This window comes from Pseudomonas sp. ADAK2, assembly GCF_012935755.1.
Classification (GTDB): Bacteria; Pseudomonadota; Gammaproteobacteria; order Pseudomonadales; family Pseudomonadaceae; genus Aquipseudomonas.
Genome location: NZ_CP052862.1, coordinates 6,251,911 through 6,274,145 on the forward strand (window position 1 = coordinate 6,251,911; position 22,235 = coordinate 6,274,145).

Consider the following 22,235-nt stretch of genomic DNA (forward strand, 5'->3'; position numbering starts at 1 on the left):
ATCCTGCGCACGCGGTTTACCTGGAATACGGCGGTGTCTTGTTTGGCGACTGCTTCGCAGCCGAACGCAGGCTTCGCCAGCTGCTACAGGCGGCGAACTTCAGGCTTTGAGACTGACCAGACTCAACAACTGCCCATCCTGCATCCCAAACTGCGCCTCCAGCTCCGTCCCGTTACGCCACTCACTGGACAAATCAGTGAGCAACCGCAGCCGCACCTGACCGTCCATCGTCCATTCCAGCACTTCCGCATGTTCGAAATAAAAGCGCTGCTGCACGATCGGGTACAGCGCCTTGAACAGGCTTTCCTTCACCGAAAACGTCAGGGTGACCAGCAGGGCCAAATGCTCGCGCCCGCCGGCAGCCATGCGCTGCAATTCCGGCGGCGTGAGGATTTCCCCGGCCAGGCGTTCGGCCCTTTCGTGGTTGAGCAGGTTTTCCAGGTCCATGCCCAAGCCGCGCCAGTGCGCCTTGTTCGCGACAATCGCTGCGGCCCGGCCGGTGCTGTGGGTGATCGAGCCGGTGATGTGCGCTGGCCACACCGGCGCGCGGTCTTCGCCTATCGCCGGGATAAAGCTCAGCCCTTCCAGTTGCTGCAACGCCGCCCGGGCGCAGACCCGTCCGGCGAGAAACTCCGCCTGACGCTTGGCCACCGAACGCTGAATACTCGCCGGCGGCGCGATGGCGCTGCGCTGGAAATCATCGAAGACCAATTGCGAGGTGTCGAAGTGCGTGCTCAGCAACACCGTATTGGGCAGCATCAACGGCAGCGGCCAATGGGCGTCGAGTGGGGTGCAGCAGGCGGGTAGGGCGGGGGCGGGATTCATGTCGGGCATTTTGCCGGGTTGGGTTGACGGTGGGTAGCCCTACGCCGATCGTTCCCACGTTCTGCGTGGGAATGCATCCAGTGACGCTCCGCGTTACATCCGCGAAGGGACGCGGAGCGTCCCGGGCTGCATTCCCACGGGGACCGTGGGAACGATCAGGGTTAGCCAAAGATTTTCTTGAAGAAGGCCTTCATATCCGCCCAGGAACTGTCATCCGCCGCCTTGTTGTAGCCAATATCCGGCCCGCCATGATCGCCATGACCCAACCGATCCGCATCCGGATTGGTGAACCCATGCTTGGCGTCCGCCAGGCTGACGAACTTGTAGTCAGCCCCAGCCTTGTCCATCTCGGACTTGAACGCCGCCACGTTATCCGCGGTGATCATGCTGTCCTTGGCGCCATGCTCGACGAGGATTTTCGCCTTGACGCTGCCCGGTGTCGCCGGGGTATTGGTCGCCAGCGCCCCGTGGAAACTCACCACGCCCTTCAACGGCAAACCCTGAAGCGCCGCATTCAACACCACGCCACCGCCGAAGCAATAACCGATGGCGGCGAGTTTGTTCGGGTCGGTCTGCGGCTGTTTTTTCAGCAGGTCGAGCCCGGCCTGGAAGCGGGCGCTGGCCACTGCGCTGTCCTTCAGCGCCTCTTGCATGAACGCCATGGCGTCCTTCGGATGCTCGGTGTTCTTGCCGCCGCCGTACATGTCGATGGCCAGCGCGCTGTAACCCAGACCCGCCAAATCCCGGGCGCGACGCTTGGCGTAATCGTTCAGTCCCCAGAATTCATGCACCACCACCACGCCCGGACGCGGGCCTTTAATGGCGTCGTCGTAGGCGTAATAGCCGATCATTTTTGTGCCGTCGGTGCTTTGGTAGGGGATTTCTTCGGTCTTGATCGCAGCCTGGGTCAACCCGCTCAAGGCCAGCAAGACGAGGGCAAGAAACATGCGCATGGTCGGATCTCCTATTAAGACAGTGATCAAAACAGCCTAGTCGATTTGATTCAGCTCAGGTTCAGAGTGCGTTCAGGGGGAGTTCAGGGCCGGGTGAGTAACCTTGCCCCGTACCCAAAAAGCGATAACGCATAAGGAAACTTCCTATGACTGGATTGAAAAAACTGCTGCTGGCTTTCACTGTTTTTGGCGCCAGTGCGGCAGCCAACGCCACCGACGGTAACTTCGCCGGCCTGACCCTCGGCCAGACCAGCGACAAGGTCAATAAATCCCACGCGCTGAACGACAACCTCAACAGCCCGAACGCCGACGGCGTGATCGGCAAGGACACCACCTGGGGTGTGCGTCTGGGCCAGCAAAACAGCCAGGGCCGGTACTACGCCACGTACGACAACGTGTCGGGCTCGCACAATGGCATTAAACTGCGGCAGGAAAACCTGCTGGGCAGCTACGATCTGTTCTACCCGGTAGGCGGCAGCACTAAACTGTTTGGCGGTGCCACGGCCGGTATTACCAAAATGACTCAGGAGTCTCCGGGCTTCAGCCGCGACAGCGACATCGGTTACGCCCTCGGCGGCCAGGTTGGCGTGCTGCAGCAAGTTTCCCAGAACACCTCGGTCGAGCTGGGTTACCGTTACCTGCGCAGCAATGCCAGCACTGAAATGAGCGAGCGCGGTGGCAGCAAACAGGGTTCGCTGGCCTTGAACAGCAGCGCCCAGACCTATCTGTCTGCGAACTACGCTTTCTAAAAGCAGTTCGCGACAGACCTGCGCCGGGTCACCCCAAAAGGGTGATCCGGCGTCGCCATGTTAGCCATCGAGGTGCGCGCACGTACCTCTGGAGATGTCGTTTTGCCCGGGAGAGCGTTATGAAATTGCTGGTCGTCGAAGATGAAGCGCTGTTGCGCCATCACCTGCAAACCCGCCTGACGGATAGCGGCCACGTGGTCGAGTCCGTGGCCAACGCCGAAGAGGCGCTGTACCAGACCGAGCAGTTCAACCATGACCTGGCGGTGATCGACCTCGGCCTGCCGGGCATGGGCGGACTGGACCTGATTCGTCAGCTGCGCTCCCGGGGCAAGACCTTTCCGATCCTGATCCTCACCGCGCGCGGCAACTGGCAGGACAAGGTCGAAGGCCTGGCCGCCGGCGCCGACGACTACGTGGTCAAGCCGTTCCAGTTCGAAGAGCTGGACGCCCGGCTCAATGCCTTGCTGCGTCGCTCCAGCGGCTTTACCCAGTCGACGATTGTCGCCGGGCCGCTGCTGCTCGACCTCAATCGCAAGCAGGCGTCCCTCGACGAACAGCCGTTGGCGCTGACCGCCTACGAGTATCGGATTCTCGAGTACCTGATGCGTCATCACCAGCAAGTGGTGGCCAAGGACCGCTTGATGGAACAGCTCTACCCGGACGACGACGAGCGCGATCCGAACGTGATCGAAGTGCTGGTCGGCCGTCTACGGCGCAAACTCGAAGGCCCGGCCGGGTTCAAGCCGATCGATACCGTGCGTGGTCTCGGCTACCTGTTCAATGAGCGCTGCACTTGATTCGTTCCCTTCGTGTCCGCCTGATGCTCGCCGCCACGCTGTTGGCGGTGCTGTTTATGCTGGCGTTGCTGCCGGCGATGCAGGGCGCGTTCAGCCTGGCGTTGCAGGATTCCATCGAGCAACGCCTGGCCTCGGACGTCACCACGTTGATTTCCGCCGCACGGGTGGAAAACAACCGTTTGCAGATGCCGTTGCAGTTGCCCGATGAGCGTTTCAACCTCACCGACAGCCGTTTGCTCGGCTACATCTACGACCGCGAAGGGCATCTGGTCTGGCGTTCAAAAGCCACCCAGGAAGAGAACATCAACTACAAACCGCGCTATGACGGGCGCGGTAACGAGTTTGCGCGGATTCGCGAAGCCAACGGCCAGGAATTCTTCGTCTATGACGTCGAGGTCAAGTTGCTGGGGGGCAAAAGCGCGGCGTTCAGCATCGTCGCCCTACAACCGGTGCGCGAGTACGAAGTCACCGTCGAAGGCCTGCGGGAAAACCTCTACCTCGGTTTCGGCGCGGCGTTATTGGTGTTGTTGGCGTTGCTGTGGATCGGTCTGACCTGGGGCTTGCAGGCGTTGCGCCGCTTGAGCCAGGAACTGGACGAAATCGAAAGCGGCGCCCGGGGCAGCCTCAGCGAAGAACACCCCCGCGAACTGCTGCGCCTGACCGGCTCCCTCAACCGCTTGCTGCAAAGCGAGCGTGAACAACGCAGCCGTTATCGCGATTCCCTCGACGACCTGGCCCATAGCCTGAAAACTCCGTTGACCGTGTTGCAAAGCGTCAGCGAGGACATGGCCCAGCGCCCGGCGGATCGCGATCAGGCCTGGGTCCTGCAATCGCAGATCGAACGCATGAGCCAGCAGATCAGCTATCAATTGCAGCGCGCCAGCCTGCGCAAAAGCGGCCTGGTGCGCCATCAGGTGCGCCTGCGCCCAGTGCTGCAAAGCCTGTGCGACACGCTGGACAAGGTCTACCGCGACAAGCGCGTGCGGGTCGCCTTCGATTTGCCGGAACAGTGTTATGTGCCGATCGAGCAGGGCGCTTTGCTGGAGATGATGGGCAACCTGCTGGAAAACGCCTATCGCCTGTGTTTGAGCGAAGTGCGCATCAGCGTGCGCGAAACCTTGAGCGGGATTGAGTTGTGCGTGGAAGACGACGGGCCGGGCGTGCCGCCGGATCAGCGCGCGCGGATTCTGCAAAGGGGTGAACGACTGGATCGCCAGCATCCGGGGCAGGGGATCGGGTTGGCGGTGGTCAAGGACATTATCGAGAGCTACAGCGCCCAGTTGACCTTGGGCGATTCGGCGTTGGGCGGGGCGGCGTTCCGGATTCATTTTTCGGTGGTTTAATGATCGTTCCCACGCGACCCGTGGGAATGCAGCCCGGGACGCTCCGCGTCCCCTCCAAAGCCGAACGCGGAGCGTCCGTTGAGGCATTCCCACGCAGAGCGTGGGAACGATCGGGGGGCTTCAGTTTTCCTGCGCGCGATAAGCCCCAGGCGTCAATCCGGTCCACTTCTTGAACGCCCGATGAAACGCCGAAGGCTCGGAAAACCCCAACTGCTCGGCAATCTGTTGCAACGACAGATCCGCCCGCCCCAGGTGATAAATCGCAATGTCCCGGCGCAACTGATCCTTCAACTCCTGAAAACTGCTGCCTTCTTCACGCAAATGCCGGCGCAAGGTCTGCGGACTGATGTGCAGGTGCGCGGCGACGGCTTCCAGATCCGGCCAGCGTGAACTGTCGCGGCTGAGCAAACGGCGCAACTGGCTGCTCAGACTGTCGCCGTCGTCCGGGCGCGACAACAGGTCGGCGGGGGAGCGTTCGAGAAAATGCTTGAGGGTCCGCTCGTCCTGCAACAACGGCATGTTCAGATAGCGACTGTGAAACAGCAGGCTGCTCTGTTGCGTCGAAAACACCTGCGGGCAGGGAAACAGCAGATCGTATTCCGCCCCGTGCTCGGGTTTCGGGTAACTGAACGTCGCCTGCTCCAGGCGAATGCGCTGGCCAATCAGCCAACTGCCCAAGCGATGCCAGATCACCAGCAGGCTCTCACTGAGAAAGTGGTCCGGGTCCCATAACTGTGCATCGTCGAGGCTCAGGCGGATCATTTCGCCTTCGCCGCTCAGGGTCAGGCGCGGAGCCTCGGGGAATAGGCTATAAAACAATAAGCCGCGCTGCAGTGCTTTATCGAGGTTGCGGCAGTGGATCAGGGCATGGCACATCATGGCGAAACTGCCGGGTTTGCTCGACGCCGGCCCGAATCCCAGGTATTCGTCGTCCAGCGCCAGCCACAGGCCCTGGATCAGCCGGGTGAATTGCTCCGGCGCGATGCGTGCCCGCGGCTCGTCGAGCAACTCGGGGCTGATCCCCAGTTGTAACAACAGGCCGGAATAATCATAGCCACGCCGACGCGCACCCCCGAGGGCGGCACGGGCGAAATGACTGGCGATGGTGCGTTCACGCATAGAAAGGCAGGTCCATCCATTAAGCGACCGATGGTAGCGGCAGGGCTTGCCGAGGAACAAGGCGGATATCCGCCAAATTGTAGGACGAGCTTTATAGGAACGGCGGAAATCCGCCACATTGCTGTAACCGAGCGGTGACAAAGAAAACCCTGCAGCCCTTGATGTCAAAAGGCTTGCAAGGAATTCGACGAAGGTGGCACGGGCTTTGCGATACTACCGGCAGATGCCTGCCGTTGCGCAGCTCGACAAAACAAATCCCTCCAGTGCAGGAGGGTTCGCAATTGAAGTGTCTTGGGCAACAGATGGATGTTGTCATGGGACACTCTTGAGGAACTTTGCAATGACGACTCGTCAGCCACTGTATAAATCCCTGTATTTCCAGGTGATCGTTGCCATCATCATCGGCATTCTGATCGGTCACTTCTACCCGCAGACCGGTGTGGCCCTCAAGCCGCTGGGTGACGGGTTCATCAAACTGATCAAAATGATCATCGCCCCGATCATCTTCTGCACCGTCGTCAGCGGTATCGCGGGCATGCAGAGCATGAAATCGGTGGGCAAGACCGGCGGTTACGCGCTGCTGTACTTCGAAATCGTTTCGACCATCGCTCTGCTGGTCGGCCTGGTGGTGGTCAACATCGTCCAGCCGGGTGCCGGCATGCACATCGACGTGACCACGCTGGATGCCTCCAAAGTCGCTCAATACGTCGCCGCGGGTGCTGATCAAAGCGTCGTTGGCTTCCTGCTGAACGTGATCCCGAACACCATCTTCGGCGCCTTCGCCACCGGCGATATCCTGCAAGTGCTGATGTTTTCGGTGATCTTCGGTTTCGCCCTGCATCGCCTGGGTGCCTACGGCAAGCCGATCCTCGACTTCATCGATCGCTTCGCCCACGTGATGTTCAACATCATCAACATGATCATGAAGCTCGCGCCAATCGGTGCCTTCGGTGCCATGGCGTTCACCATCGGCGCCTACGGTGTCGGCTCGCTGGTGCAACTGGGTCAGTTGATGGCCTGCTTCTACATCACTTGCCTGCTGTTCGTGCTGGTGGTGCTGGGCGGTATCGCTCGCGCTCACGGCTTCAGCGTGCTGAAAGTGATTCGCTACATCCGTGAAGAACTGCTGATCGTGCTGGGTACCTCTTCTTCGGAATCGGTACTGCCACGCATGCTGATCAAAATGGAGCGTCTGGGCGCACAGAAATCGGTCGTCGGTCTGGTAATCCCGACCGGTTACTCGTTCAACCTCGACGGTACGGCGATCTACCTGACCATGGCGGCCGTGTTCATCGCTCAGGCGACCGACACCCACATGGACATTACCCACCAGATCACCCTGCTGGTGGTGTTGCTGCTGTCCTCCAAAGGCGCTGCCGGCGTGACCGGTTCGGGCTTCATCGTCCTGGCCGCCACTCTGTCCGCTGTCGGCCACTTGCCGGTGGCCGGTCTGGCGCTGATCCTCGGCATCGACCGCTTCATGTCCGAAGCCCGTGCGCTGACCAACCTGGTGGGTAACGCGGTTGCTACCCTGGTGGTCGCCAAGTGGGTCAAGGAACTGGACACCGACGTGATGCAAGCCGAGCTGGCTTCTGGCGGTCGCGGTATCTCCGACGAACGCGTAGAAGACGACCTGGGTGTGGCTGAAGGCCCAACCCCAAGCAACGTCAAGTAAGACTGCCTGAAATGAAAAACCCGCTTCGGCGGGTTTTTTCATGCCTGCGGTTTGAGCGAAACGGTCATTTTTGCTGACCCATCAGGTGATTGCAGCAATGCCCTCGGCTGCCTAGTCTGAAGCATCGTTTACGGAGATCACCCATGCTCGGTCCATTGGCATCATTGAAGGTTCTGGATTTCTCGACATTGCTGCCGGGGCCGTTCGCCTCGTTGTTGCTGGCGGACATGGGCGCCGAGGTGCTGCGCATCGAATCGCCGACCCGCATGGACTTGCTGCGAGTGCTGCCGCCCCACGACCAGGGTGTCTCGGCCAGCCATGCTTATCTGAACCGCAACAAGCGCAGCCTGGCCCTGGACCTCAAGCAGCCCGAGGCGCTGGAGGTGATCAAGCAACTGTTGCAGGACCACGACATTGTGCTGGAGCAGTTTCGCCCTGGCGTGATGGAACGGTTGGGCCTGGGTTATGAAGCCTTGAAGGCGATCAACCCGAAGCTGATCTACGTCTCGATCACCGGCTACGGCCAGACCGGCCCCTACAAGGACCGCGCCGGGCACGACATCAACTACCTGGCGCTGGCGGGCCTGTCGAGCTACACCGGTCGCGCTGACAGCGGCCCGCTACCCTTGGGGATTCAGGCCGCGGACATTGCCGGTGGCTCGCTGCATGGAGTGATCGGCTTGCTGGCGGCGGTGATCGCCCGGCAGACGACGGGGCAGGGGCAGCATCTGGATGTGAGCATGACCGACTGCGCGTTCAGCCTGAACGCCATGGCCGGCGCCGGGTATCTGGCCTGCGGCGTGGAGCCGGGGCGCGAAGAGCAGATGCTCAATGGCGGCAGCTTCTACGACTATTACCGTTCCCGCGACGGCCGTTGGTTATCGGTGGGCAGCCTGGAACCGCCATTCATGCAGCAACTGTGTGCGGCGCTGGGGCGCCCGGAACTGGCAGCTCAGGGTTTGTCGCCCAAGCCCGCGCAGCAACAGGCGCTGAAGAACGAGTTGAAGATGGAATTCGAGAAGCATGACTTCGCCGAGTTGTGCGCGTTGTTTGCTGGGGTCGATGCGTGTGTCGAACCGGTGTTGAGTGTGGCCGAGGCGGTGCGGCATCCGCAGTTGCAGGCGCGCGGTGTGGTGACTGAGGTGCCTCGGGGGGATGGATTGTGCCAGCAACAGATGGCCTGTCCGTTGAAGTTTTCCGAGGGGCTGCCAGAGCCGCGGCATATTGGGGCGGCGGTCGGGGCGCATACGGACCAGGTATTGGGGGAGTTGGGGTTTAGTACACAGCGGATCGAGGAACTGCGAGCGGCGAAAGTCGTCATTTGATCGTTCCCACGCTCCGCGTGGGAATGCATCCCGTGACGCTCCGCGTCACAGTGGACGCAGAGCGTCCATGGCGGCATTCCCACGCGGAGCGTGGGAACGATCATCGAGCGGCTATTCGACCCGCATTTCCCCACTAAACACCAACGTGCTCCGGCATCTGCGGCACAAATACCGCCGACCCTGCCGCACCAAACCATGGCGTTGCGCCGAAAACGGGAAATCGCTGTCGGGGCACGGGCATTTGTAGATGTAGCGGGTCACGCTGCGGCGTTTGACGTCGTAGGTGTGGCAGCGATTGGGCGGCAGTTCGTACACGCCGCGCATGATCAGTTGCCACTCTTCGCCATGGGGCTGGATGCGGTCGCCGAACAGTTGATGGGCGATCAGGTGCGCGACTTCGTGGGCCACGGTCTGCTTGAGGAAGTCTTCGGTGTTTTCCCGGTACAGCTGCGGATTGAAGCGCAGCAGGTTCTCGTGCAGATGCGCGACACCGGCTTTCTGACCGCGCAGCTTGAGGCTCACCACGGGGCGTTTGAAGGTTCGTTTGAAAAAGGTTTCGGCTTGTTGGTAACAGTCTTCGACGCGGGTATTGAGTTGCTCGGGCATGCTTGATGGATCTCCAGAGACGTCGAGTATGCCGCAACCCTCAGGACTTGCGAATCAGTGAGGCGCCGAATGGTCATCCCCTTTTCCAATTAGAAGGCCGCCTTGCGGCGGCCTGTATTGGCAGATCTTGTTATAGGGAAAAGCTAGTTCGTATAGACCGGCCCCACGCCGAGTCCCCAGACAATAACGGTAAACGCCATGATGGCCACCAGCACCACCAGGCCTACAGCCAACACCGAGCTTGAAAACAGGAATCCCTCGTCCGATGGAATGTTCATGAAGGTCGGCAACCCCACATACAGCAGGTACACCGTGTAACAGATGGCGGCCGTACCAACGACCATCCCCAGCCACATGTGTGGATACAGCGCCGCCAACCCGCCGACGAACAGCGGTGTCGCGGTGTAGGTGGCAAATGCGACGCAACGGGCCAGGCTCGGATTGGCGTCATAGGTACGGGCCATCCAGTGCACGAACGCGCCCATGACCGCCACACCACCGAGCATCGCCACGTACGACATGATCGTCATCCATAGCGCACTCTCTGTCGTGAGCATGACCGGCGCCCGGCTGCCAATGACCCAGCCAACCTGGGTGGTGCCGATAAAGGCCGACACGGCGGGGATCGCCGCCAGAATCAGCGTGTGAGTGAGGTACATGTGGCTGATGCTTTCCTCTTGGTCGCCACGAATTTCTTTCCATTCCTGGTCGGGGTGGGTGAAGAGCCCCACTACGTGATGGATCATGCCAGTCACTCCTCTTGTTATTGCCATCGCCCCCCAGCGGAGCGCCTACGGGCCAAAGTGGCCAAGTAAGTAAAGGTCTGAATATGTATGCGACCTTATGTCGCAGTATAGAAAGGAGTTACCGGCGCAGGTTGCAGGGCTTTAGAGCAAATCGCGCTGTAAACACGGGGCTTAATCGCCGTAGGGTCTGTTGAAATGGGCCGTGCAGACATGACGCAATCTGTGTAGCAGCTGGCGAAGCCTGCGTTCGGCTGCGCAGCAGTCGTAAAATCAGCAACCTTGGTGCATCAGGCAAATCGCATAAGCTGGACTGGCGTCTGCTGCGCTGCCGAACGCAGGCTTCGCCAGCTGCTACAAAGAGCGCGTAGGCGCAGAGATTCTGAGCAGCGCCGGGCTCTTCGCCGACGATGGATTTTTGCGTAAAATGCCGGCCTTTCGTCACACCTCACGGATTTCGCGTCATGGGCACTCTCACGGTCAACCAGAACAAACTGCAAAAGCGCCTTCGCCGCCAGGCCGGTGAGGCGGTTGCCGATTTCAGCATGATTGAAGACGGCGATAAGGTCATGGTCTGCCTGTCCGGTGGCAAGGACAGCTACACGATGCTCGACGTGCTGATGCACTTTCAGAAGGTCGCCCCGATCCGGTTCGAGATCGTGGCCGTGAACATGGACCAGAAGCAGCCCGGTTTCCCCGAGCACGTACTGCCGGCGTATTTGAAAGCGCTGGGCGTCGAGTACCACATCGTCGAAAAAGACACCTACTCGGTGGTCAAGGAGCTGATCCCGGAGGGCAAGACCACCTGCTCGCTGTGCTCGCGCCTGCGTCGTGGCACGCTGTACACCTTCGCCGACGAAATCGGCGCCACCAAGATGGCCCTCGGTCACCACCGTGACGACATCGTCGAAACGTTCTTCCTCAACATGTTCTTCAACGGCACGCTCAAAGCCATGCCGCCCAAGCTGCGCGCCGACGACGGGCGCAACGTGGTAATCCGCCCGCTGGCCTACTGCAACGAAAAAGACATCCAGGCCTACGCGGATTTCAAGCAATTCCCGATCATTCCGTGCAACCTCTGCGGCTCCCAGGAAAACCTGCAACGCCAGGTGGTCAAGGACATGCTGCAAGAGTGGGAACGCAAGACCCCGGGGCGCACCGAAAGCATTTTCCGCAGTTTGCAAAATGTGCAGCCGTCGCAACTGGCGGACCGCAACCTGTTCGACTTCGCCAACCTGCGCATCGACGAGACCGCCGCTTCGCGGTTCGTCAATGTCGTGAACCTCTGACGGTTCGAACCACTCAGACAAACGGCGCTCGCGGGCGCCGTTTTTATTTCATTGCTCAGGAGAGGGCATGCGCGATTACAAGTGGCTGCACGAGTACTGTCTGAACCGCTTCGGTTCGGCGGCTGAACTGGAAGCCCATCTGCCGGTTCCCAAGACCCCGGCGCAATTGCGCAAGATCAGCGATGACCGTTACCTCTCGACCATGGCGCTGCGGGTCTTCCGCGCCGGGCTCAAGCACAGCCTGGTGGACGCCAAGTGGCCGTCCTTCGAAGAAGTGTTCTTCAAGTTCGACCCGGAAAAAGTCGTGCTGATGAGCGCCGAACACCTGGAGCGCCTGATGCAGGACGCGCGGATCATCCGCCACTTGGGCAAGCTCAAGAGCGTGCCGCGCAATGCGCAATTCATCCTCGACGTGGCCCATGAAAAGGGCAGCTTCGGCGAACTGATCGCCGAGTGGCCGGTGACGGATATCGTCGGCTTGTGGACCTTCCTGAAAAAGCGCGGTCATCAATTGGGCGGGCTGTCGGCGCCGCGCTTCTTGCGCATGGTCGGCAAGGACACGTTTGTGCCGAGCTACGACGTGGTCGCGGGATTGAATGCGCAGAAGATCGTCGACAAGGTGCCGACCAGCCAACGGGACCTGGCGTTGGTGCAGGACGTGTTCAACCAGTGGCATGAACAGAGTGGCGGGCGGGCGATGAGCCAGATTTCGATGATGCTCGCGTACACCGTGAATCATTGACGCGGATGATCGTTCCCACGCTCTGCGTGGGAACGATCACTGTAGGCAGTCAGGCGACCGAAATCTCGCCTTCCCCCGCCAACTTGCGATTCAACTGAAACCGCCACCGCACATACAACAGCGCCGAGCAAAACACCGCGAGGCTCGCGCCCATCTCCAGCAACCCGAACAGCTGCCGGTTCGGGTCATACGCGGCCAGTGCGCCCTTGATGAAATACAGGTTCACCACAAAGCACATCCACGAATGCCCGCGGGCGCTGCCGACAATCATTCCCGGCGCCAGCAACAGCAGCGGCACCAGTTCGATCAGCAAAATCACCCATGGCCGCGCGCCATGCAGATCGGCGACCAATAGGTAGTAAGCGCACAGCAAACCCACCAGAGCGAAAAAGCACAGCAGGCTGACCGCGCGCATCGCCCGCACACGCGGTTCGAGCCATGCGATCGAGGGCAGTATCTTCGGCTTCTTCGCCATGTCAGCCCTCCAGTTTCTGCGCGGTCTTGCCCAAGCGCAGGCCCAAGGCCCGGCACAGCGCGACTTCATGTTCATTCAAACCCTGTTTGCCGTCGGCACCGGCGTGATGGCTGGCGCCGTACGGCGTGCCGCCGCCACGGGTTTCCAGCAACGCCGACTCGCTATAGGGCAGGCCGGTGATCAGCATGCCATGGTGCAGTAACGGCAACATCATCGATAGCAGGGTGGTTTCCTGGCCGCCGTGCAAGCTCGCGGTGGAGGTGAACACCCCGGCCGGTTTGCCGACGAGGGCGCCGGTCAGCCACAGGTTGCTGGTGCCGTCGAGGAAGTATTTGAGCGGCGCCGCCATGTTGCCGAAGCGGGTCGGGCTGCCGAGGGCCAGGCCCGCGCAGTTCTTCAGGTCGTCGAGGCTGGCGTACAGCGCACCTTCGTCGGGAATGTCCGGTGATACCGCTTCACACTCGGTGGAGATCGGCGGCACGGTACGCAGGCGCGCTTCCATCCCCGACTGCTCGACGCCACGGGCAATCTGCCGGGCCATTTCATTGGTCGAGCCGCTGCGGCTGTAATACAGGACCAGAATGTACGGCGCGCTCACGGCAACAGCTCCAGCACATTCTCCGGCGGACGGCCGATGACGGCTTTGTCGCCGACTTCCAGGATCGGCCGCTCCATGAGTTTCGGGTGCGCGGCGATGGCCGCGATCAATTGTGCCTCGCTCAGCGTCGCGTCGGCCAGGTTGAGGGTTTTGTATTCGTCTTCACCGGTGCGCAGCAGTTGCCGGGCATTGATGCCGAGCTTTTTCAGCAGGCCCTGAAGTTGAGCGGCGTCCAGCGGGGTTTCGAGGTAGCGCACGACAGTCGGGGTCAGGCCACGGGCTTCAAGGAGTTCGAGCGCACCGCGGGATTTCGAGCAGCGCGGGTTGTGATAAAGCGTCAGATCGGTCATGTGCGGGTCGCATCTTGCGTAAGGTGACGGCTATTCTAACTGTGCAGCGCGCAATCCAGAACCTCGGGAGGCGATGGGTCGCAGGCGCATTCAATTTTGAACAAGGATCACGACATGAATAGGCGATTGGCAGCAGCATTGGCGATCATCGGGGCGCTGATGCTGGGGGGCTGCGGTAACGACTATGGCCTTGACCAGGACGGTCACAAAGTCGCGGCGGGGCGCCTCGATAAACAATGGCTGGTGCTCAATTACTGGGCTGAGTGGTGCGGCCCGTGCCGGACCGAGATTGCGCAGTTGAATGCCTTGGCCGAAGAACTCAAGGGCAAGAAGATCGGTGTGTTCGGGGTCAACTTCGACAACGTGCAGGGCGAAGAGCTGAAAAGCGCCAGTGAAAAACTGGGGATCAAGTTCACTGTGCTGGCCCAGGACCCGGCGGAGCTTTTCGATTTGCCACGCAGCGAAGCGCTGCCGGTGACGTACATCATCGATGACAAGGGCAAGGTGCGGGAACAGTTGATGGGTGAACAGACGGCGGCGGGGGTGATGGCGAAGCTGGAAGAATTGAAGGCGACTAACTAAGCAGATGGGCCGTGACACGATCTGTAGCAGCTGCCGAGGTACGAGGCTGCGTTCGGCTGCGAAGCAGTCGTGAAATCAGCGTATGCGGTCTTACAGAAAGACCGCATGCTCAGGGTTTACGACTGCTTCGCAGCCGAACGCAGCCTCGTACCTCGGCAGCTGCTACAAGGGCTGCGGCGGGTCAATCAACCCTCTTCAAGCCACCAACGCAGTGGTTTGCCTTCGGCCGGCCAGAAGCGCATCTGGTCGATCGGCGAGATGTCCCAGCGCTGCACATTTTCCAGAGCCTGCAGGAAACGCTTTTCCTGCTCCATCAACGCCGGAGCGCACAGCTTGCGGGTGCTGCCGACTTTGCCGAAGCTCAGCTTGTCACCTTCCAGGGTGTAGGGCGCGAACCAATGGTTGCAGCCGCCATTGCCGTAGGCGCGACCGTCGTCACCCAGGGTAATGGTCAAATGACTGTAATCCATCAGCGGACGTTCGCCGATCCATTCCAGAATGTAGCTGCGGTTCTGTTGCAGTTGTACCGGTTCGGCGGCGCAGCCCATCAGACTGGCGCCCACCATGGCCGCCAGGGCAAGGTGTTTCATCACGCAGGCTCCTGGCATGTCGGGCACAGGTGTTTCTCGCCAACGGTGGTCCAGCCCAACTCGGCAATCCGCGCAGTGGCGGCAGGCTTTTCAGCCTTGTTGCCCAGCTTGGCGTCGACCGCGAACTCGAAGCTCAGTTCTTTGGCGCAGCTGTCGCAGTTGACCTTCCAGGTGTGGATCGCCAACTCACCGAACACCGGACCACTGGCCACCGCGACCCATTGGCCGGGCGGGTTGATCAGGTGGCGAACGGTTTCGACGGTCAGGCGCATGGACAAGTCCTTGGCCCCTTTGAGGGTGACGACCAGCACGTCATTATTGCGAATCGAGCCGCCATTACCGGTGACTTGATAACGCCCCGGCACCAGGGCGCGGCATTCGGTCAGGGTGTGCTGCGGGTTCATCAGGGTATAGCGGAAATCGTGTTCGACCATGGGTCCTCCAAATATGCGCGGTATGCTAGCACGGGCATCAACGCAGCATGGCGCGGGCATGTGACCTTCGATCAGGTTCAAATTCCCCCTGCACTCATGGCACACTGCCGCTTTTGCACGCCTAAGGAATGGAAATGGCCTGGACCGAATGTTTTGAATGCAAAAAGAGCATCAGCTCTGCGGCACACACCTGCATTCATTGCGGCGCACCTTTGGTGGCGGAACCAGCGAACACCTCCAGGGCTACGCCGATCTCCTTCGGGCAGTTGCCGCGGGATGCGCACGTGCCCGAGGTGTCGTTTGCCCCTGCCGAACCGGAACCGAAGGTCGAGCCAACGCCGGAGATTCCACCCGCGCCGGTTTCGCGGCACCGCCGCCGGGGCGTTCTAACACCGAATACGCCGGCAGCCGCCACGTGGCCACGTCCGGTGGAAGGTTGGCTGAAAATCATGGCATTTTTACTGCCACCATTTTTTGTCTGGTTTTTGCTGCGTCCCGGGCATTCCCTGCAACAGCGCCTGATCGGCTTCGGTTGGCTGGGGTTGATGATCCTGGCGTCTTCGATCGGCCCCAAGCCCTGAGCTCAATCAGCCTTCGACCTGATTCTGCGGCGCGCCGGCCGCCCAGGTTGCGATGTTGTGCAAGGTGGTCGCGGCAATCGCGCCCAGGGCTTCGCGGGTCAGGAACGCCTGGTGCGCGGTGATGATGACGTTCGGGAAAGTCAGCAACCGCGCCAGCACATCGTCTTGCAACGGCAGGTCCGAGCGGTCCTCGAAGAACAACTGCGCCTCTTCTTCATACACATCCAGCCCCAGATAGCCCAACTGGCCGTCCTTCAAGGCGTCGATCAGCGCCGGTGTGTCGACCAGTCCGCCGCGCCCGGTATTGATCAACATCGCCCCCGGTTGCATATGCGCCAGTGACTCGCGGTTGATCAAATGTTTGCTCTGTTCATTGAGCGGGCAGTGCAGGCTGATGATCTGCGACTCGGCCAACAGCTGCGGCAAACTCAGGTAACGCGCGCCGAGGGCTTCGACCTGAGGATTGGGGAAGGGATCGTAGGCGAGTAACTGACAGCCAAAACCGTTCATGATGTTGGCGAAGGTCGCGCCAATCTGCCCGGTGCCGACCACGCCGACGGTCTTGCCCACCAGGTCGAAACCGGTCAGCCCGTGCAGGCTGAAGTCGCCCTCGCGGGTGCGGTTGTAGGCGCGATGCAGGCGCCGGTTAAGGGCCAGGATCAGCGCCACCGCGTGTTCGGCCACCGCGTGGGGCGAATAGGCCGGTACGCGCACGATGGCCAGGTTCAGGCGTTTCGCCGCGACCAGGTCGACATGGTTGTAACCGGCCGAACGCAGGGCGATCAACCGTGTGCCGCCGGCGGCCAACTGTTCGAGCACCGGGGCGCTGAGGTCATCATTGATAAAGGCGCACACCACTTCATGCTGCTCGGCGAGTGCCACGGTGTCGAGGCTCAGGCGCGCCGATTGAAACTGCAACTCGATGCCGGCGGGCAAGTCCGCCGCGAGAAAACTGTCGCGGTCGTAGGTCTGGCTGCTGAACAGAATCGTGCGCATTTCGTCCTCCTTGAGATCCCTTGTAGCAGCTGGCGAAGCCTGCGTTCGGCGACGAAGTCGTCGCAAAATCAGCCACCTCGGTGTGTCAGGCAAACCGCGTATGCCGGTTTGACGACGGCTTCGCCGCCGGACGCAGGCTTCGCCAGCGGCTACAAATATCGTAGCGCTCGGGGCGACGGGTGTTATTGCTCTGGATCAGGCGCTGATGCGCGCCTGCGCCGCGAGGCGATTGATCGAGCGTTCCAGTTCTTCGAGTGCCGCCGCCGCTTTCGGGTCTTGCTGTTTGAGCAGGGTTTCACTGCGCTGGCAGGCAGCGCGCAGTTGCGGCACGCCGCAGTAACGCGTGGCGCCGTGCAGGCGATGGACCCGTTCGATCAAGGCATTCTGGTCGTTGGCTTCGCGGGCAACGCGAATCGCCTCGCGGTCAGCTTCCAGCGAAGCCAGCAGCATCGCCAGCATGTCTGCCGCCAAATCAGCCTTGCCCGCCGCCAGGCGCAGGCCTTCTTCGTGATCGAGCACCAGCAATTCACCGCCGCCATGGCTGTCGCTGGAGCGTTCCGGCACCTGATTGCGCAGCGCCAGGCCGGTCCACTTCAACACCACCTGGGCCAGTTGCCGTTCGCTGATGGGCTTGGTCAGGTAATCGTCCATGCCGCTTTGCAGCAAGGCGCGTTTTTCGTTGGCCATGGCGTGGGCGGTGAGGGCCACGATCGGCAGCGGCGTGCAATGCCGTTCGCTTTCCCATTGGCGAATCGCTTCGGTGCTCTGGCGCCCGTCCATGCCGGGCATCTGCACGTCCATCAACACCAGGTCGAAGGTTTCGTTCTGCACCGCTTTGACCGCGGCGTAACCGCTTTCCACAGCGAGCACCTTGGCGCCCATGTCCTCAAGCAGCGTTTGTACCAGCAGCAGGTTCGCCGGGTTGTCGTCGACGCAAAGGACTTTTGGTGCACGGCTCGACACCGGTTCGCCGGGCTCGCTGCGCTGCTGGCGCGGGTTGACCAGATCGGACAGGGCCCGGCGCAACTTGCGCGTGCACGCCGGTTTGGACTGGAGCTGACTGTGGGGATTGGGCACCGAGAGATGGAACAGTGTCTGCTCGGTGGTTGGGCACAACACCAGGACTTTGCAGCCCAGGTGTTCAAGGTCCCAGATGTGTTGGTTGAGGCGCTCCGGCGGCATGTCGTTGCTGGTGATGCCGAGCACGGCCAGTTCAATCGCCTGTTCGGTCTGATGGGCGCCGGTGACGCCATTGGTCAAACTTTCGAGGGTGTTGAACGGCGTGACTTCGAGACCACAATCTTCCAGTTGATGCTGCAACGCCTGACGGGCCAGTTCGTGGTTTTCCAGCACCGCCACCCGGCGGCCAAGCAACGGCGGGCCGGGCAGATCCTCGGCGTCGTCGCGGGTTTTTGGCAGGCTCAGGCTGATCCAGAATTCCGAGCCTTCCCCCGGCGTGCTGTCGACGCCGATCTCGCCGCCCATCTGCTCGATCAGGCGCTTGGAAATCACCAGCCCCAGACCCGTTCCGCCGGGTTGGCGCGACAGCGAGTTATCCGCCTGGCTGAAGGCCTGGAACAGCGCGCGCACGTCCTGGTTCGACAGGCCGATGCCGGTGTCCTGAATGCTGATGCGCAGTTGCACGCTGTCTTCGTGTTCTTCTTCAAGCATGGCCCGGGCGACGATGGTGCCTTCGCGGGTGAACTTGATCGCGTTGCTGACCAGGTTGGTGAGGATCTGCTTGAGGCGCAGCGGATCGCCGACCAGTGACAGCGGCGTGTCGCGATACACCAGGCTCACCAGTTCCAGCTGTTTGGCGTGGGCGGCCGGGGCGAGGATGGTCAAGGTGTCCTGCAACAGGTCGCGCAGGTTGAACGGAATATTGTCGAGCACCAGTTTGCCGGCCTCGATTTTCGAGAAGTCGAGGATCTCGTTGATGATCCCCAGCAGGCTGTCGGCGGATTTTTCGATGGTGCCCAGGTAATCGAGCTGGCGCGGGGTCAACTCGCTTTTTTGCAGCAAATGGGTGAAGCCGAGAATGCCGTTGAGCGGCGTGCGGATTTCATGGCTCATGTTGGCCAGGAATTCGGATTTGATCCGGCTCGCTTCCAGGGCTTCCTTGCGCGCCAGGTCCAGCTCGATGTTCTGGATCTCGATGGTTTCCAGGTTCTGGCGCACGTCTTCGGTGGCCTGGTCGACGCTGTGCTGCAATTCTTCCTGGGCGTTTTGCAGGGTGCCAGCCATGCGGTTGATGCCCGACGCCAGCTCATCCAGTTCCTGGCTGCCGAGGGGCGGCAGGCGGGTTTCCAGATGACCGTCCTTGAGTTGCGCCACCGCCAGTTTGATCTGGCTGATCGGCCGGTTGATGGTGCGGCCCATGCGCAGGGCCAGCAGCGCCGCGCCGGCCAGACCGGCGCCGATTAGCAGCAAACTGGCGAACAGGCTGCGGTAACCGCGCAGCAGCATGCCGTTGTGGGACAGTTCGAGTTCGACCCAACCGAGCAGGCGGTCGGCTTCGTCGGGAATCAGGTCGCCGGCCAGGTTGCGGTGCTTGCCGAACACTGGCAGCAAGTAGCGAGTCGCGTCATTGCCGCTGCGGCGCAGCATCTGCGAGCTGTTGCCGATCGGTGCCGCGTTGAGCATGGTCGGGCCGGCGTGGGCCAGGGGTGTGCGGTCGGGGGCGAGGAAGGTCACCGCGCGCACGTCCGTTTGTTCCAGGGATTGGGTGGCGATCCGTTCCAGCAGGTCGGTGTTCTTGTGGCCCATGGCCGGGGCCACCAGCGGCGCGAGTTGTTCAGCGATCATCTCGCCGCGCTGCAGGAGTTGGGCTTGCAGGTCCGATTGCTGCATCCAGGTGAAATAGCCGCCCAGCACCAACGCCATCAGGCTGGTCGGCAGCAAGGTCAGCAACAGCACGCGGCCTTTAATTCCCAGTTTCTTAAGCACGCATTTCTCCTGCATCCCGCTGTTTATTGGACCCGCGCGTGCATCCAGCACGCACCACCTGCGCAGTGTAGCGATTTGCTGGCGGGCAATCTTCGTAAATTGATGTCGTCATTCGTCGGCTGGGTCGGCGCTTTTGCTTACCGGGCAAACCTTCGGTTGCCCCTGGCAAGGCAATCTTGAATAATCCCCAACTGAGAATTATTTGCAGATACTCATGACTCCCATCACTGCTGGCCATCCTCGTATCCTGTCTATAGAAGACGACCTCGTGCTCGGTGCGTATGTCCACGAGCACCTGGGGCGTTGCGGTTTTCAGGTGACCTGGTGCCAGAACGGCCAGGAAGGCCTGGCCATCGCCCGCGGGCAACCGTTCGATGTGGTGCTGATGGACATTTTGCTGCCGGGGCTGGACGGGCTGAACGTGCTGACCCAATTGCGCCAGAGCCATTCCACTCCGGTGGTACTGATGTCGGCACTGGGCGCCGAGGCCGATCGCATCAGCGGTTTTCGCCTGGGCGCCGACGACTACCTGCCCAAACCCTTCAGCATGGCCGAGTTGCGGGTGCGCATCGAAGCCATCCTGCGGCGGGTGGCGCTTGACCGTCGGCCTGAGCCTTTCGCGGTGATCAGTCCCGTTCACAACCTGCTGTTCGACGAAGACCAGTGCGAAGTCTTCTATCGCGAACACGCCGCCGGCCTGACCCGCAGCGAATATCGGCTGCTGGAAACCCTGCATCGCAATAATGATGAAGTGCTGAGCAAAGCCTTCCTTTATCAGCACGTGCTGCAACGGGGCTACGCGGCCCACGACCGCAGCCTCGACATGCACATCAGCCAGATCCGTCGCAAGCTCAAGGCCATCGGCTACACCGAGCGGGAAGTGCGCACGGTGTGGGGCAAGGGTTACGTATTGAGTGCCATCGATGAAATGGTCTGACCTGCCGGGCCGGCACTCGCTGTTCTGGAAACTGGCGTGTTTGTTGGTGGCGTTCTGTTTGCTGATGATCTGGTTGAGCTGGTCCTGGGGGCGCTACATGGAGCAGCGCAACCAGTTCCTGTCGGATACCGCCCGCAGCACCCTGACGCGCTACGCCGCTGAGGCCGAGCAAGCGTGGCAGGAGGGGCGGCGTGCGGGCATCGATGCCTGGCTGCAAGGCATGCAACAGCGTGAAACCGGTTGGGTTGGCGTCGTGGGGGGTGATTTGCAGTCGTTGAGCAGCCGACCGCTGACGGACAAGGAAATCGAGCGCCTGACCTTCCTGCGTGGCCTGGATTGGCCGATTCACAAGAAAAACCTGCCGTGGTTGCGCGTGCCTTTTCCCGGCGACCCCCGCACTGGCAATTTGGTGATCGAATTGCCATCGCGTTTCATGCCCGGGCAGTACCGGGTGTTCTGGCGGGTCATTACCAATGGGGTCATTCCCGGACTGTTCACCTTGCTGCTGTGCGTTGGTTTGTATCGATTGCTGGTGGTTCCGCTCAACAGCCTGCGCGAACAGGCCAACGCCTGGCGTGCCGATCAATTGGGAGTGCGCCTGTCGAGTCACACCACCAATCGTTCGGATGAGCTGGGTGAACTGGGCCGCGCCTTCGACCACATGTCCGAGCGCCTGCAAAGCACCGTCGCCCTGCAACAACAATTGCTGCGCGACCTGTCCCACGAACTGCGCACACCCTTGAGCCGCTTACGCGTGGCCAGCGAAAGCGAGCAGGGCCTGTTGCAATTGCGCGAACGCATTGGCCGCGAAGTCGATGGCATGCAGCGACTGGTGGACGACACCCTGCAACTGGCCTGGCTCGACACCGAGCGCACCCGGTTGCCCGACGAATCGATCCAGATCCAGGCGCTATGGGACATGCTCACGGAAAACGCCTGCTATGAAAGTGGCTGGCCGGCGAGCCGGCTGCACTGCGCGGTGGATTCGTCGTGCTGGGTCCGTGGGCATCTGAATACCTTGGCCCAGGCCCTGGAAAACATTGTGCGCAACGCCATTCGGCATTCGCCAACCGGAGGCATTGTCAGTCTGGGTGGACGGCGGGATGGCGGCTTCTGGCATCTGTGGCTGGAGGATCAGGGCGGCGGGGTGGCTGAAGACGATCTGGAGCGGATCTTTTCGCCCTTTATCCGCCTCGATGGTTCGCGGCCGGGGGATGGCGGGTTTGGATTGGGGTTGAGCATTGCCAGGAATGCGGTGCAGCGCCAGGGTGGGACGCTGTGGGCTGAGAACACTGAGGTGGGGTTGCGGTTGAATATGCGGTTGGTGGCGGATAGCGGTGTCGCCAGTGATGACACCTTCGCGAGCAAGCCCCCTCCCGCAGTGGAGCGGTGTCGCACACAAATTGTGTAGTCATCCCCGACCCCTATGGGAGCGAGGCTGTTCGTGAAGAGGCCTTACCAGCCACCACAGTCTCCTAAGCTGAGAGAAAGTCTCACCACTGATGAGACATTTGTCCTGGCGCAATGGAAGCTAAAGCTGTGCTGTTTGAGTGCAATGTTTCCCAACCGGCAAATGTGTC

Annotated in this window: 23 protein-coding genes; 11 read left to right on the forward strand and 12 right to left on the reverse strand. The window is 61.2% G+C overall.

The genetic code is table 11. The features are described from left to right. Positions 1-99: 99 nt before the first annotated feature. The gene (locus HKK52_RS28730) at positions 100-825 is read right to left on the reverse strand and encodes a 4'-phosphopantetheinyl transferase family protein (protein ID WP_202027612.1); all 726 of its coding nucleotides are present in this window, start codon (positions 823-825) and stop codon (positions 100-102) included. 161 nt (positions 826-986) lie between these two features. Next, the gene (locus tag HKK52_RS28735) at positions 987-1,778 is read right to left on the reverse strand and encodes a dienelactone hydrolase family protein (RefSeq protein WP_169373547.1); all 792 of its coding nucleotides are present in this window, start codon (positions 1,776-1,778) and stop codon (positions 987-989) included. Between the two features lie 146 nt (positions 1,779-1,924). Between HKK52_RS28735 and HKK52_RS28740 the strand changes: the two genes are divergently transcribed. From HKK52_RS28740 to HKK52_RS28750, 3 genes are all read left to right on the forward strand, one after another. Further along, positions 1,925-2,527, forward strand: coding sequence for an outer membrane beta-barrel protein (locus tag HKK52_RS28740; RefSeq protein WP_169373548.1), 603 nt, complete (start codon positions 1,925-1,927; stop codon positions 2,525-2,527). Positions 2,528-2,646: 119 nt separating this feature from the next. Beyond that, on the forward strand, positions 2,647-3,324 hold the full coding sequence (locus HKK52_RS28745; protein WP_008029360.1) for a response regulator: 678 nt from the start codon (positions 2,647-2,649) through the stop codon (positions 3,322-3,324). After that, positions 3,321-4,667, forward strand: a complete 1,347-nt coding sequence (locus HKK52_RS28750) for an ATP-binding protein (protein WP_169373549.1) — start codon at positions 3,321-3,323, stop codon at positions 4,665-4,667. The genes HKK52_RS28745 and HKK52_RS28750 overlap by 4 nt, the downstream gene beginning before the upstream one ends. 120 nt (positions 4,668-4,787) lie before the next feature. On the opposite strand, the gene HKK52_RS28755 is transcribed toward HKK52_RS28750, so the two are convergent. Continuing rightward, a complete protein-coding gene (locus HKK52_RS28755; RefSeq protein ID WP_169373550.1) occupies positions 4,788-5,786 on the reverse strand; it encodes an AraC family transcriptional regulator in 999 nt (332 codons plus the stop codon). A 340-nt stretch (positions 5,787-6,126) separates the two neighbouring features. Here HKK52_RS28755 and HKK52_RS28760 point away from each other — a divergent pair, with 340 nt between their 5' ends. Then, positions 6,127-7,461, forward strand: a complete 1,335-nt coding sequence (locus HKK52_RS28760) for a dicarboxylate/amino acid:cation symporter (protein WP_169373551.1) — start codon at positions 6,127-6,129, stop codon at positions 7,459-7,461. 143 nt (positions 7,462-7,604) lie between these two features. After that, the gene (locus tag HKK52_RS28765; RefSeq protein ID WP_169373552.1) at positions 7,605-8,786 is read left to right on the forward strand and encodes a CaiB/BaiF CoA transferase family protein; all 1,182 of its coding nucleotides are present in this window, start codon (positions 7,605-7,607) and stop codon (positions 8,784-8,786) included. A 111-nt stretch (positions 8,787-8,897) separates the two neighbouring features. On the opposite strand, the gene HKK52_RS28770 is transcribed toward HKK52_RS28765, so the two are convergent. Then, on the reverse strand, positions 8,898-9,392 hold the full coding sequence (locus tag HKK52_RS28770; protein ID WP_169373553.1) for a SprT family zinc-dependent metalloprotease: 495 nt from the start codon (positions 9,390-9,392) through the stop codon (positions 8,898-8,900). 143 nt (positions 9,393-9,535) lie between these two features. Next, complete coding sequence (locus HKK52_RS28775; protein ID WP_133840438.1) at positions 9,536-10,138, reverse strand: Yip1 family protein; 603 nt, start codon at positions 10,136-10,138, stop codon at positions 9,536-9,538. Positions 10,139-10,599: 461 nt separating this feature from the next. Here HKK52_RS28775 and ttcA point away from each other — a divergent pair, with 461 nt between their 5' ends. Continuing rightward, complete coding sequence (ttcA, locus tag HKK52_RS28780; protein WP_169373554.1) at positions 10,600-11,424, forward strand: tRNA 2-thiocytidine(32) synthetase TtcA; 825 nt, start codon at positions 10,600-10,602, stop codon at positions 11,422-11,424. Positions 11,425-11,491: 67 nt separating this feature from the next. Next, the gene (locus tag HKK52_RS28785) at positions 11,492-12,166 is read left to right on the forward strand and encodes a DNA-3-methyladenine glycosylase I (RefSeq protein ID WP_054054851.1); all 675 of its coding nucleotides are present in this window, start codon (positions 11,492-11,494) and stop codon (positions 12,164-12,166) included. Between the two features lie 49 nt (positions 12,167-12,215). Here HKK52_RS28785 and HKK52_RS28790 read toward each other — a convergent pair whose 3' ends face one another. The 3 genes from HKK52_RS28790 to arsC are packed head-to-tail and all read right to left on the reverse strand — an operon-like array spanning position 12,216 to position 13,589. After that, on the reverse strand, positions 12,216-12,641 hold the full coding sequence (locus HKK52_RS28790) for a DUF2069 domain-containing protein (protein WP_169373555.1): 426 nt from the start codon (positions 12,639-12,641) through the stop codon (positions 12,216-12,218). A gap of 1 nt (position 12,642) precedes the next feature. After that, entirely contained in the window at positions 12,643-13,239 is a 597-nt protein-coding gene (gene wrbA / locus HKK52_RS28795) for an NAD(P)H:quinone oxidoreductase (protein ID WP_133840441.1), read from the reverse strand. Further along, complete coding sequence (gene arsC, locus HKK52_RS28800; protein ID WP_169373556.1) at positions 13,236-13,589, reverse strand: arsenate reductase (glutaredoxin); 354 nt, start codon at positions 13,587-13,589, stop codon at positions 13,236-13,238. The genes wrbA and arsC overlap by 4 nt, the downstream gene beginning before the upstream one ends. A 114-nt stretch (positions 13,590-13,703) precedes the next feature. On the opposite strand from arsC, the gene HKK52_RS28805 reads away from it, so the two are divergent. Continuing rightward, positions 13,704-14,171, forward strand: coding sequence for a TlpA disulfide reductase family protein (locus HKK52_RS28805; protein ID WP_169373557.1), 468 nt, complete (start codon positions 13,704-13,706; stop codon positions 14,169-14,171). Between the two features lie 185 nt (positions 14,172-14,356). On the opposite strand, the gene HKK52_RS28810 is transcribed toward HKK52_RS28805, so the two are convergent. Next, on the reverse strand, positions 14,357-14,761 hold the full coding sequence (locus HKK52_RS28810; protein ID WP_169373558.1) for an META domain-containing protein: 405 nt from the start codon (positions 14,759-14,761) through the stop codon (positions 14,357-14,359). Continuing rightward, positions 14,761-15,195 (reverse strand): hypothetical protein, encoded by a 435-nt coding sequence (locus HKK52_RS28815; RefSeq protein ID WP_169373559.1) that lies wholly within the window; start codon positions 15,193-15,195, stop codon positions 14,761-14,763. Before HKK52_RS28815 ends, HKK52_RS28810 begins: the two co-directional genes overlap by 1 nt. A gap of 134 nt (positions 15,196-15,329) precedes the next feature. Here HKK52_RS28815 and HKK52_RS28820 point away from each other — a divergent pair, with 134 nt between their 5' ends. Next, a complete protein-coding gene (locus HKK52_RS28820) occupies positions 15,330-15,776 on the forward strand; it encodes a hypothetical protein (RefSeq protein ID WP_169373560.1) in 447 nt (148 codons plus the stop codon). A gap of 6 nt (positions 15,777-15,782) precedes the next feature. Here the strand turns inward: HKK52_RS28820 and HKK52_RS28825 are convergent, their stop codons facing one another. Next, positions 15,783-16,772: a 2-hydroxyacid dehydrogenase gene (locus HKK52_RS28825; RefSeq protein ID WP_169373561.1), complete on the reverse strand. Its 990-nt coding sequence runs from the start codon at positions 16,770-16,772 to the stop codon at positions 15,783-15,785. 195 nt (positions 16,773-16,967) lie between these two features. Next, positions 16,968-19,718 carry a response regulator gene (locus HKK52_RS28830; RefSeq protein ID WP_169373562.1) on the reverse strand — a complete coding sequence of 917 codons (2,751 nt, stop codon included), beginning with the start codon at positions 19,716-19,718 and terminating at the stop codon, positions 16,968-16,970. 214 nt (positions 19,719-19,932) lie between these two features. Here HKK52_RS28830 and HKK52_RS28835 point away from each other — a divergent pair, with 214 nt between their 5' ends. Next, positions 19,933-20,655, forward strand: coding sequence for a response regulator transcription factor (locus tag HKK52_RS28835; protein ID WP_169373563.1), 723 nt, complete (start codon positions 19,933-19,935; stop codon positions 20,653-20,655). Beyond that, complete coding sequence (locus HKK52_RS28840; RefSeq protein WP_169373564.1) at positions 20,642-22,066, forward strand: sensor histidine kinase; 1,425 nt, start codon at positions 20,642-20,644, stop codon at positions 22,064-22,066. Before HKK52_RS28835 ends, HKK52_RS28840 begins: the two co-directional genes overlap by 14 nt. Positions 22,067-22,235 lie beyond the last annotated feature (169 nt).

Bases quoted from the DNA above. Each gene is read 5' to 3' on its own strand.
- HKK52_RS28730 (WP_202027612.1), bottom strand. From the start codon at position 825: ATGAATCCCGCCCCCGCCCTACCCGCCTGCTGCACCCCACTCGACGCC.
- HKK52_RS28735 (WP_169373547.1), bottom strand. From the start codon at position 1,778: ATGCGCATGTTTCTTGCCCTCGTCTTGCTGGCCTTGAGCGGGTTGACC.
- HKK52_RS28740 (WP_169373548.1), top strand. From the start codon at position 1,925: ATGACTGGATTGAAAAAACTGCTGCTGGCTTTCACTGTTTTTGGCGCC.
- HKK52_RS28745 (WP_008029360.1), top strand. From the start codon at position 2,647: ATGAAATTGCTGGTCGTCGAAGATGAAGCGCTGTTGCGCCATCACCTG.
- HKK52_RS28755 (WP_169373550.1), bottom strand. From the start codon at position 5,786: ATGCGTGAACGCACCATCGCCAGTCATTTCGCCCGTGCCGCCCTCGGG.
- HKK52_RS28760 (WP_169373551.1), top strand. From the start codon at position 6,127: ATGACGACTCGTCAGCCACTGTATAAATCCCTGTATTTCCAGGTGATC.
- HKK52_RS28765 (WP_169373552.1), top strand. From the start codon at position 7,605: ATGCTCGGTCCATTGGCATCATTGAAGGTTCTGGATTTCTCGACATTG.
- HKK52_RS28770 (WP_169373553.1), bottom strand. From the start codon at position 9,392: ATGCCCGAGCAACTCAATACCCGCGTCGAAGACTGTTACCAACAAGCC.
- HKK52_RS28775 (WP_133840438.1), bottom strand. From the start codon at position 10,138: ATGATCCATCACGTAGTGGGGCTCTTCACCCACCCCGACCAGGAATGG.
- ttcA (WP_169373554.1), top strand. From the start codon at position 10,600: ATGGGCACTCTCACGGTCAACCAGAACAAACTGCAAAAGCGCCTTCGC.
- HKK52_RS28785 (WP_054054851.1), top strand. From the start codon at position 11,492: ATGCGCGATTACAAGTGGCTGCACGAGTACTGTCTGAACCGCTTCGGT.
- HKK52_RS28790 (WP_169373555.1), bottom strand. From the start codon at position 12,641: ATGGCGAAGAAGCCGAAGATACTGCCCTCGATCGCATGGCTCGAACCG.
- arsC (WP_169373556.1), bottom strand. From the start codon at position 13,589: ATGACCGATCTGACGCTTTATCACAACCCGCGCTGCTCGAAATCCCGC.
- HKK52_RS28805 (WP_169373557.1), top strand. From the start codon at position 13,704: ATGAATAGGCGATTGGCAGCAGCATTGGCGATCATCGGGGCGCTGATG.
- HKK52_RS28810 (WP_169373558.1), bottom strand. From the start codon at position 14,761: ATGAAACACCTTGCCCTGGCGGCCATGGTGGGCGCCAGTCTGATGGGC.
- HKK52_RS28815 (WP_169373559.1), bottom strand. From the start codon at position 15,195: ATGGTCGAACACGATTTCCGCTATACCCTGATGAACCCGCAGCACACC.
- HKK52_RS28820 (WP_169373560.1), top strand. From the start codon at position 15,330: ATGGCCTGGACCGAATGTTTTGAATGCAAAAAGAGCATCAGCTCTGCG.
- HKK52_RS28825 (WP_169373561.1), bottom strand. From the start codon at position 16,772: ATGCGCACGATTCTGTTCAGCAGCCAGACCTACGACCGCGACAGTTTT.
- HKK52_RS28835 (WP_169373563.1), top strand. From the start codon at position 19,933: ATGACTCCCATCACTGCTGGCCATCCTCGTATCCTGTCTATAGAAGAC.
- HKK52_RS28840 (WP_169373564.1), top strand. From the start codon at position 20,642: ATGAAATGGTCTGACCTGCCGGGCCGGCACTCGCTGTTCTGGAAACTG.